This window comes from Noviherbaspirillum sp. (genome assembly GCF_035944575.1).
Lineage (GTDB): Bacteria > Pseudomonadota > Gammaproteobacteria > Burkholderiales > Burkholderiaceae_D > Noviherbaspirillum.
Genome location: NZ_DASZBA010000192.1, coordinates 1 through 9,180 on the forward strand (window position 1 = coordinate 1; position 9,180 = coordinate 9,180).

The 9,180-nt window shown below is 55.3% G+C and carries 7 protein-coding genes, 1 tRNA gene and 2 pseudogenes; all 10 read right to left on the minus strand.

What is annotated here, in order from left to right; genetic code table 11:
- A pseudogene (locus VGU61_RS14545) lies at positions 1-808 on the minus strand (DNA-directed RNA polymerase subunit beta'); the annotation flags it as partial.
- A gap of 92 nt (positions 809-900) precedes the next feature.
- Positions 901-5,007 carry a DNA-directed RNA polymerase subunit beta gene (gene rpoB, locus VGU61_RS14550; protein WP_326859878.1) on the minus strand — a complete coding sequence of 1,369 codons (4,107 nt, stop codon included), beginning with the start codon at positions 5,005-5,007 and terminating at the stop codon, positions 901-903.
- A 323-nt stretch (positions 5,008-5,330) separates the two neighbouring features.
- The gene (rplL, locus tag VGU61_RS14555; RefSeq protein WP_326859880.1) at positions 5,331-5,711 is read right to left on the minus strand and encodes a 50S ribosomal protein L7/L12; all 381 of its coding nucleotides are present in this window, start codon (positions 5,709-5,711) and stop codon (positions 5,331-5,333) included.
- Positions 5,712-5,786: 75 nt separating this feature from the next.
- Complete coding sequence (rplJ, locus tag VGU61_RS14560) at positions 5,787-6,284, minus strand: 50S ribosomal protein L10 (protein WP_326859881.1); 498 nt, start codon at positions 6,282-6,284, stop codon at positions 5,787-5,789.
- Positions 6,285-6,590: 306 nt separating this feature from the next.
- Positions 6,591-7,286: a 50S ribosomal protein L1 gene (rplA, locus tag VGU61_RS14565; protein WP_326859882.1), complete on the minus strand. Its 696-nt coding sequence runs from the start codon at positions 7,284-7,286 to the stop codon at positions 6,591-6,593.
- Positions 7,286-7,717, minus strand: a complete 432-nt coding sequence (rplK, locus tag VGU61_RS14570) for a 50S ribosomal protein L11 (protein WP_326859883.1) — start codon at positions 7,715-7,717, stop codon at positions 7,286-7,288. Before rplK ends, rplA begins: the two co-directional genes overlap by 1 nt.
- Before the next feature lie 188 nt (positions 7,718-7,905).
- Positions 7,906-8,496: a transcription termination/antitermination protein NusG gene (gene nusG / locus VGU61_RS14575; protein ID WP_414691640.1), complete on the minus strand. Its 591-nt coding sequence runs from the start codon at positions 8,494-8,496 to the stop codon at positions 7,906-7,908.
- Positions 8,497-8,498: 2 nt separating this feature from the next.
- Complete coding sequence (gene secE, locus VGU61_RS14580) at positions 8,499-8,879, minus strand: preprotein translocase subunit SecE (protein WP_326859884.1); 381 nt, start codon at positions 8,877-8,879, stop codon at positions 8,499-8,501.
- Positions 8,880-8,936: 57 nt separating this feature from the next.
- A tRNA-Trp gene (locus tag VGU61_RS14585) sits at positions 8,937-9,012 on the minus strand.
- A gap of 74 nt (positions 9,013-9,086) precedes the next feature.
- Positions 9,087-9,180 (minus strand): annotated as a pseudogene (locus VGU61_RS14590) (elongation factor Tu); the annotation flags it as partial.

The window sequence follows — 9,180 nt, forward strand, 5'->3', positions numbered from 1 at the left end:
GATACAGGTCGTTCAGGTCCGATGTCGCGAAGCGGCCGCCGTCCAGCGGAACTAGTGGACGCAATTCCGGCGGCAGCACCGGCAGCACTTCCATGATCATCCAGTCCGGCTTGATGCCCGAACGCTGGAATGCCTCAAGCACCTTCAGGCGCTTTGCATACTTCTTGATCTTGGCCTCGGACTTCGAGTCCTTCAATTCCTGGCGCAGCATCTCGACGTCACGGTCGATATCGATCGAGCGCAGCAGTTCGCGGATGCCTTCGGCTCCCATGAATGCGGTGAAGTCGTCGCCGTATTCTTCATACTTCGCGGCGTAGTCGTCTTCCGACATGATCTGGCACTTTTTCAGCGGAGTCATGCCAGGGTCGGTCACCACATAGGCTTCGAAATACAACACGCGTTCGATATCGCGCAATGTCATGTCGAGCACCATGCCCAGGCGTGACGGCAGCGACTTCAGGAACCAGATGTGCGCGGTCGGCGATGCCAGTTCGATATGGCCCATGCGCTCGCGGCGCACCTTGGCCAGGGTCACTTCGACGCCGCACTTTTCGCAGATTACGCCGCGATGCTTCAGGCGCTTGTACTTGCCGCAAAGGCATTCATAGTCCTTGATCGGGCCGAAGATCTTGGCGCAGAACAGGCCGTCGCGCTCCGGCTTGAAAGTACGGTAGTTGATGGTTTCCGGCTTCTTCACTTCGCCGTAGGACCAGGAACGGATTTTTTCCGGCGACGCGAGGCCGATTTTGATCGCGTCAAATTGTTCGTTTTGCTGAACTTGCTTGAATAGATCGAGCAGTGCTTTCATGTATCACTCCAGGGTGGCGTGAATAAAAATATCTTGTGCTTGTACTGCTGCGCAGGCGGCGGGTACTCGCGCCGCCTGCGTTGTCGGCTTGCTTAGTCGCGTTCCAGATCGATGTCGATACCGAGCGAGCGGATTTCCTTCACCAACACATTGAAGGATTCCGGCATGCCCGCGTCGATGACGTGATCGCCCTTGACCAGGTTTTCGTACACCTTGGTCCGCCCGGTAACGTCGTCCGACTTGACGGTGAGCATTTCCTGCAGCACATACGATGCGCCATAGGCTTCCAGCGCCCACACTTCCATCTCGCCGAAACGCTGACCGCCGAACTGCGCCTTGCCGCCCAGCGGCTGCTGGGTAACGAGCGAGTAAGGTCCGGTTGAACGCGCATGCATCTTGTCGTCTACCAGGTGGTGCAACTTCAACACGTGCATATAACCGACTGTTACCGGACGCTCGAACGCTTCTCCGGTGCGGCCATCGTACATCGTGACCTGATTCTTGGACGGCGTCATGCCGAGGCGCTTGGCAATCGGATCCGGATAGGCCAGATCAAGCATGCGACGGATTTCATCCTCATGCGCGCCGTCGAACACCGGCGTCGCGAACGGCACACCATGCTTCAGGTTGTCCGCCAGTTGCAGGATTTCCTCGTCGGAGAAGCTGTCCAGATCTTCGCTCTTGCCCGACTCGTTGTAGATCGTGGTCAGGAAATTGCGCAGTTCAGCCGCCTTCGCCTGTTGCTGCAGCATCTCGCCGATTCGCAGGCCCAAGCCTTTGGAGGCCCAGCCAAGGTGCACTTCGAGAACCTGGCCGACGTTCATACGCGATGGCACGCCCAGCGGGTTCAGCACGATATCGGCCGGTGTACCGTCAGCCATGTACGGCATGTCTTCAACCGGCACGATGCGGGAAACTACACCCTTGTTGCCGTGACGACCCGCCATCTTGTCGCCAGGCTGGAGGCGACGCTTGACCGCGAGGTAGACCTTGACCATTTTCTGCACGCCTGGTGGCAGTTCGTCGCCTTGGGTCAGCTTCTTGCGCTTTTCTTCGAACGCCAGGTCGAACTGGTGGCGCTTCTCGGCGATCGATTCCTTGATCGCTTCCAGAGCGCCGGCCACATCATCATCTGCAGGACGAATGTCAAACCAGTGGTACCGATCCAGATCGGCCAGGTATTCCTTGGTGACGGCTGCGCCCTTGGCCAGTTTCTTTGGACCACCGTTGACGACTTTACCGATCAGCATTTTTTCAAGACGCTGGAATGCATCGCCTTCCACAATACGCAGCTGGTCGTTCAAATCGAGGCGATAACGTTTCAGTTCATCGTCGATGATCTGCTGTGCGCGTTTATCGCGTGGGATGCCTTCACGGGTGAACACCTGCACGTCGATAACAGTACCGACCATGCCCGACGGAACGCGAAGCGATGTATCTTTTACATCGGATGCTTTTTCACCGAAGATGGCGCGCAGCAGCTTCTCTTCAGGCGTCAGCTGGGTTTCGCCCTTCGGCGTTACCTTACCGACAAGCGTATCGCCTGCTTCGACTTCGGCGCCGATGTAGACGATGCCGGATTCGTCGAGACGGGCAAGCTGGTTTTCCGCAAGGTTGGAAATATCGCGGGTAATCTCTTCCGCACCCAGCTTGGTGTCGCGCGCAACGACTGACAGCTCTTCGATATGGATCGAGGTATAGCGATCATCCGCAACAACCTTTTCGGAAATCAGGATCGAATCTTCGAAGTTGTAGCCGTTCCATGGCATGAAGGCGACCAGCATGTTCTGGCCGAGGGCCAGCTCGCCCAGATCGGTCGAAGCGCCATCGGCGATGACGTCATGCTTGGCAACGCGATCACCGACCTTCACGATCGGACGCTGGTTGATGTTCGTGTTCTGGTTCGAACGCGTGTACTTGATCAGATTGTAGATATCGACGCCGACTTCACCCGCCGCGGCTTCATCGTCATTGACACGAATAACCACACGGCCTGCATCGATGTAGTCCACCACACCGCCACGCAACGCCTGCACGGTCGTGCCGGAGTCGACGGCAACTGTCCGCTCGATGCCGGTACCGACATACGCTTTTTCCGGCCGCAGGCAGGGAACAGCCTGGCGCTGCATGTTGGCACCCATCAACGCACGGTTCGCGTCGTCATGCTCGAGGAACGGAATCAGCGACGCAGCAACCGATACAACCTGGCCTGGCGCGACGTCCATGTACTGCACACGCTCCGGCGAGACCAGGATGGTTTCGCCAGCCTGGCGTGCCGACACCAGTTCGTCGGACAATGTACCGTCCTTCGCAACAGTCGCGTTCGCCTGGGCGATGATGTAACGCCCCTCTTCGATTGCGGACAGGTAGTCGATCTGGTTGGTGATCTTGCTGCCTTCGACCTTGCGGTACGGCGTTTCGAGGAAGCCGTATTCGTTCAGGCGGGCGTACAGTGCGAGCGAGTTGATCAGGCCGATGTTCGGGCCTTCCGGAGTTTCGATCGGGCATACGCGGCCATAGTGGGTCGGATGCACGTCTCGAACTTCGAAGCCGGCACGTTCGCGGGTCAGACCGCCCGGTCCGAGCGCGGAGACACGACGCTTGTGGGTGATTTCCGACAGCGGATTGGTCTGGTCCATGAACTGCGACAACTGCGACGAACCGAAGAATTCGCGGATGGCCGCGGAGATCGGCTTCGAGTTGATCAGATCGTGCGGCATCAGGTTGTCCGCTTCGGCTTGGCCGAGGCGCTCTTTTACGGCGCGTTCGACACGCACGAGGCCAGCGCGGAACTGGTTCTCTGCCAGTTCGCCGACGCAGCGGACGCGGCGGTTACCGAGGTGATCAATGTCATCGACCTCACCGCGACCATTGCGCAATTCAACCAGGATTTTGATGACGGCGAGAATATCTTCGTTCGACAGGGTCATCGCGCCGGTCAACTCATCACGACCGATACGGCGGTTGAACTTCATGCGGCCGACGGCCGACAAGTCGTAACGCTCTTCGCTGTAGAACAGTCCGTTGAACAAGGCTTCGACGGAATCTTCTGTCGGCGGCTCGCCAGGACGCATCATGCGATAGATGGCCACACGTGCAGCCATCTGGTCGGCGGTGTCGTCCATACGCAGTGTTTGCGAAATATAACCACCTTGATCGAGATCGTTGGTGTACAGCGTCTGGATATCCGTCACACCTGCCTCGCGCAGGCGGCCGAGCAACTCATCGGTGAGCTCGTCGTTGGCGCTGGCGATCACTTCGCCGGTGTCGGTGTCGATGATGTTTTTCGCCAGGATGCGGCCGAGGAGGTAATCTTCCGGTACCGAAATATGCTTGATACCCGCGGCCTCAATCTCACGCACATGCTTCGCGTTGATGCGCTTGTCTTTCGACACGATGACCTTGCCGGACTTGTCGCTGATGTCAAAGCCGGCAACCGCACCGCGCAGGCGCTCGGAGACGAACTCCATCTCCGCGCCTTCGGAACGCAGCGTAAAGTTATCGAATACGAAGAAGTTGGCAAGGATTTGCTCCGGCGTCATGCCGATTGCTTTGAGCAGGATTGTTACAGGCATTTTGCGACGACGGTCGACGCGGAAGAACAGGATGTCCTTCGGGTCGAATTCGAAGTCAAGCCACGAGCCGCGGTATGGAATGATTCGGGCGGAGAACAACAGCTTGCCGGAAGAATGTGTCTTGCCACGGTCGTGTTCGAAAAACACGCCCGGCGAACGATGCAGCTGCGATACGATTACGCGCTCGGTACCGTTGATGACAAAAGAACCGGTGGTCGTCATCAAGGGCAATTCACCCATGTAGACTTCCTGCTCTTTCATTTCCTTGACGACCGGCTTCGTTGGTGATTCCTTGTCCAGAATGACCAGACGCACCTTGGCCCTCAGGGGGGAAGCGAAAGTCAGCCCGCGCTGCTGACACTCTTTCACGTCGAACGGTGGATCACCCAACACGTAAGACAGAAACTCTAGCCGAGCAAATCCATTGTGCGATACGATTGGGAAAATCGAGGTGAAGGCGGATTGCAGACCTTCATTCTTGCGTTGCGAGGCCGGTTTGTCCGCCTGCAAGAAACCTAAATAGGACTCAAGCTGGGTGGCCAGGAGAAACGGAACATTGTGAACGTTGGCGCGCTTCGCGAATGACTTGCGAATACGCTTCTTCTCAGTAAATGAGTAGTGCATGGACACTCCGTGAGTGACAGGGAAGGATGGAGAATTCAGGTTTTGCTCGGCACCGCCGTGATCGGCTGCCTGCGAAACCTCAAGTCTCGGTCCTAGAGCCCAACTAAACTGAGCTTTACTAAACTAATTTTGTTGCTTGCACTCAAAGACAACGAGCGGACTCGAATTCGACGCAACAAAATGTGAAAACGACAAAGGAGCCAAAGCCGAATCCGCTCTTCTGGAGAGGATTCCGCGCTTTGACTCCGGCGCCTTACTAATCAGCCGGGAACAGGATATCGTTACACCAAGTCCTGTTCCGCAATCCAATCGCAAAGCCGAAATTACTTGAGTTCGGCTTTCGCGCCAGCTTCTTCCAACTTCTTCTTTGCAGCTTCTGCATCTGCCTTGGCGATGCCTTCCTTGACTGGCTTCGGTGCACCATCAACCAGGTCTTTGGCTTCTTTCAGGCCCAGACCAGTGATTTCGCGGACTGCCTTAATGACGCCCACTTTGTTCGCGCCGATTTCGGACAGGATAACGGTGAACTCGGTCTGCTCTTCAACAGCCGCTGCACCGCCACCACCCGCGCCAGCAGGACCAGCTACTGCCATTGCAGCGGCGGACACGCCAAATTTCTCTTCAAAAGCCTTCACCAGGTCATTCAAGTCCATTACGGACATTTGACCTACTGCTTCAAGGATATCGTCTTTGCTAATTGCCATTTGAAACTCCTAAATTGATTCGGTAATTACATCTAATCGGTACTGACGCAGAAGGACTAAAGGCGCACTTTTTGATTAAGCGCCCTCGGCTTCCTTCTTCGCTGCGAGTGCAGCCAACGCACGGGCAAAGCCGGAAACCGGCGCCTGCATCACACCCAGCAACTGGGAGATGAGGACTTCACGGCTCGGAATGCTGGCCAATGCAGTAACGCCTGCTTTATCAAGCGACTTACCTGCATAGTTCCCTGCCTTGATGACCAGTTTGTCATTGCCTTTGGCAAAGTCGTGAACGACTTTGGCAGCAGCAACGGCGTCCTCAGAGATCGAATAGATCAACGGGCCGGTCATTTCGGAGGCGAGGCCAGCAAATTGCGTACCCTCTACAGCACGACGTGCGAGTGTGTTCTTCAACACGCGCATGTACACGCCTTGGGAACGCGCTTTGGCGCGCAGTTGCGTCAAGTGACCAACCTGGATGCCACGGTATTCGGCCACGACGATCGTCTGTGCGTTTGCTACCTTTGCAGAGACTTCAGCAACGACGGCCTTTTTGTCATTCAGATTGAGACTCAAGATCAACCTCCAAAAATGATGCCTGGCAAATGCCGGACATCGGTTCGAACACGGCGTCCGAAGTTCAGGAGTTCATTACTGGCAATGCATTTGAATTGCGCAGCGTTGAGACTACGAAACTTGTTCGGGTTCACCATCTGCGTTGGGTTTAATGATTTCTCATCGAAGTTTAACTTTGTGCATTTTCTGCATACACGCCGCCCAACGGTCTTTGACAATCCGGACCGCCTTCGATAAGGCAAAAGGCAGTCCGGCCCAAAGATTCGCCTCGCGCAATTTCCATGCGTGAGGACTTTATTCAAAATATCAAGCGCTCAGCGAAGCGTGATCGACGCGTACGCCGGCACCCATGGTCGACGAAATTGCAACCTTACGCAGATACACGCCCTTGCTGGTAGCTGGTTTCGCTTTGTTCAACGCCTCGATCAAGGCCAACAGATTGGACTTAAGTTCATTGTCGCTGAAGGATTTACGGCCAATAGTTGCGTGAATGATGCCTGCCTTGTCGGTACGGTATTGAACCTGACCTGCCTTAGCATTCTTGACAGCAGTCGCAACGTCCGGAGTCACGGTGCCGACCTTCGGGTTCGGCATCATGCCGCGCGGACCAAGAATCTGGCCAAGGGTACCAACGATACGCATGGTATCCGGCGATGCGATTACGATATCGAAAGGCATGTCGCCTGCTTTAATACGCTCAGCCAGATCTTCCATACCGACGATGTCAGCGCCCGCTGCTCTTGCAGCTTCGGCCTTGTCGCCGGAAGCGAACACGGCGACGCGCACCGTCTTGCCTGTGCCGGAAGGCAGAACAACAGAACCGCGGACCACTTGGTCCGATTTCTTCGCATCGACCCCCAACTGCACTGCAACGTCGATCGACTCGTTGAATTTTGCAGTTGCGCACTCTTTAATGAGGGCGATTGCATTGTCGAACGCGTACACCTTCGTACGATCGACTTTCGCTTTCAGCGCCTTTGCGCGCTTGGATAACTTAGCCATTACAGACCCTCCACCGTGATGCCCATGGAACGTGCAGAACCTGCGATCGTTCTCACTGCGGCATCCATATCAGCTGCCGTGAGATCCGGCATCTTCGTCGTTGCGATTTCTTCAGCCTGCTTCCGAGTGATCTTGCCTACTTTGTCCGTATGCGGCTTCGGAGAACCCTTTTGAATACCAGCTGCCTTCTTGATCAGGATCGTAGCCGGCGGTGTCTTCATCACGAAAGTGAAAGACTTGTCGGCGAAAGCGGTGATCACAACCGGGATCGGCAGACCTGGCTCGACACCTTGGGTTTGCGCATTGAACGCTTTGCAGAACTCCATGATGTTCAGACCGCGCTGACCCAGCGCAGGACCGATAGGAGGCGACGGATTGGCTTTACCAGCCGGCACTTGCAGCTTGATAAAACCGATAATTTTCTTTGCCATGATGGCTCCTGTTAGATGAGTATTAGCGCCTGTTCGCCATGCTGGCTACTTCGGCTCCTCTTGCTGCATTGATTAGATTTAGCGGACGATGTGCCTGCGGCGCTCTAACCGGCGCTTGGTGGATATTGTTTGTTCTGGGTAAAAAGAGTGCGACTGCGCTTATTGACTTCAGTTTTCCGCAGTGCCTGTCAAACCTTCTCGACCTGTCCGAATTCCAATTCAACCGGTGTAGCGCGACCGAAGATCGTAACGGACACACGCACCCGTGACTTTTCGTAATTGACTTCTTCAACATTGCCGTTGAAGTCTGTGAATGGACCATCTTTGATCCGCACCAACTCCCCGACTTCGTACAGCACTTTCGGGCGCGGCTTTTCCACACCTTCTTGCATTTGCTGCATAATTTTGTCGACTTCGTGCGGCGGAATTGGCGTCGGCTTATTGGATTTGCCACCGATGAACCCAGTGACTTTGCTAGTGTTTTTTACCAAATGCCAAGTCTCGTCCGTCATTTCCATCTCGACCAGCACATAGCCAGGAAAGAAACGACGCTCTGTAACGGACTTCTGGCCATTCTTGACTTCGATGACTTCTTCGGTCGGCACCAATATTTGACCGAACTTGTCCTGCATGCCGGCGCGATCAATACGCTCCATCAATGCACGCTGAACACTTTTTTCCATACCTGAATAGGCATGAACCACGTACCAGCGCTTGCTTCCGCCAGAGTGAGTGACTGCCGAGGTGCCTTGCGGGCTATCTTGCATGTTCTCGCTCATGGTTATTTCCAGCCCAAAATCAAGTCATAGAGAACGAATTCCAACAGCTTGTCCGTCCCCCAAAGGAAAATTGCCATTACCAGCACAAAAGCAAAGACAATTCCGGTAATCTGCAGCGCTTCCTTCCGTGTTGGCCAAACCACTTTCTTGGTTTCGCGTACAGCTTCTTTTGAAAAGCCGATGAACTCGCGACCTGAAGTGGAAGTCCATGCCAGCGCGATCGCCGCGACCAAGCCGCCCACAAGGGCGGCGGCACGAACGATAGTCGGCTGACCCGACAAGACATAAAAGCCGACAATACCCGCGACAACAGCAAAAATCGCCAGGGCGACCTTGATCTTGTCGCTCGATGTGGTGACTGTTTCGACGGGCTGGTTAGACATACGTTGTTACTTTCGACGCCATAGTGCAGTTAACGACCACTGCACCGACTGAATCGGTGGCAGGGGCAGAGGGAATCGAACCCCCAACCTTCGGTTTTGGAGACCGACGCTCTGCCAGTTGAGCTATACCCCTACGTGAAAACATTTATACAATTGCGCAACGCTACAATGCTGGCGACTCCCCACTTTGCAGCGCTGCATCATGTATTACTCGATGATTTTAGCGACGACGCCGGCGCCGACGGTACGGCCGCCTTCACGGATTGCAAAGCGCAGACCTTCTTCCATGGCGATCGGGTTG